Origin of the sequence: Streptomyces sp. NPDC021212, from assembly GCF_044332925.1 — a bacterium.
Lineage (GTDB): Bacteria > Actinomycetota > Actinomycetes > Streptomycetales > Streptomycetaceae > Streptomyces.
This window is the reverse complement of record NZ_JBIRPZ010000039.1, coordinates 3503-4898: the sequence shown is the minus strand read 5'-3', so window position 1 is coordinate 4898 and position 1396 is coordinate 3503. Positions and strand designations below refer to the sequence as shown.

The following is a 1396-nucleotide window of genomic DNA, read 5'->3' as shown; positions in this document are numbered from 1 at the left end:
CTGAGGACAAGCCCTCGGCCTATTAGTACCAGTCAACTCCACCGGTCACCCGGCTTCCATATCTGGCCTATCAACCCAGTCGTCTACTGGGAGCCTTAACCCCTCAAAGGGGGTGGGAGTCCTCATCTCGAAGCAGGCTTCCCGCTTAGATGCTTTCAGCGGTTATCCCTCCCGAACGTAGCCAACCAGCCATGCCCTTGGCAGGACAACTGGCACACCAGAGGTTCGTCCGTCCCGGTCCTCTCGTACTAGGGACAGCCCTTCTCAAGACTCCTACGCGCACAGCGGATAGGGACCGAACTGTCTCACGACGTTCTAAACCCAGCTCGCGTACCGCTTTAATGGGCGAACAGCCCAACCCTTGGGACCGACTCCAGCCCCAGGATGCGACGAGCCGACATCGAGGTGCCAAACCATCCCGTCGATATGGACTCTTGGGGAAGATCAGCCTGTTATCCCCGGGGTACCTTTTATCCGTTGAGCGACGGCGCTTCCACAAGCCACCGCCGGATCACTAGTCCCGACTTTCGTCCCTGCTCGACCCGTCGGTCTCACAGTCAAGCTCCCTTGTGCACTTACACTCAACACCTGATTGCCAACCAGGCTGAGGGAACCTTTGGGCGCCTCCGTTACCCTTTAGGAGGCAACCGCCCCAGTTAAACTACCCACCAGACACTGTCCCTGATCCGGATCACGGACCCAGGTTAGACATCCAGCACGACCAGAGTGGTATTTCAACAATGACTCCACACTGACTGGCGTCAGCGCTTCACAGTCTCCCACCTATCCTACACAAGCCGAACCGAACACCAATATCAAGCTGTAGTAAAGGTCCCGGGGTCTTTCCGTCCTGCTGCGCGAAACGAGCATCTTTACTCGTAATGCAATTTCACCGGGCCTATGGTTGAGACAGTCGAGAAGTCGTTACGCCATTCGTGCAGGTCGGAACTTACCCGACAAGGAATTTCGCTACCTTAGGATGGTTATAGTTACCACCGCCGTTTACTGGCGCTTAAGTTCTCAGCTTCGCCCCACCGAAATGGAGCTAACCGGTCCCCTTAACGTTCCAGCACCGGGCAGGCGTCAGTCCGTATACATCGCCTTACGGCTTCGCACGGACCTGTGTTTTTAGTAAACAGTCGCTTCTCGCTGGTCTCTGCGGCCACCACCAGCTCACACTGCAAGAGTGATCACCAGCAATGGCCCCCCTTCTCCCGAAGTTACGGGGGCATTTTGCCGAGTTCCTTAACCATAGTTCACCCGAACGCCTCGGTATTCTCTACCTGACCACCTGAGTCGGTTTAGGGTACGGGCCGCCATGAAACTCGCTAGAGGCTTTTCTCGACAGCATAGGATCATCCACTTCACCACAATCGGCTCGGCATCAGGTCTCAGC

The 1396-nt window shown here is 56.3% G+C and carries 1 rRNA gene (only partly in view); it reads right to left on the bottom strand.

Annotation, left to right across the window (positions count from 1 at the left end):
* Window positions 1-2 precede the first annotated feature (2 nt).
* Window positions 3-1396 (bottom strand): 23S ribosomal RNA (locus ACH4SI_RS42030); it runs 1795 nt beyond the window's last position.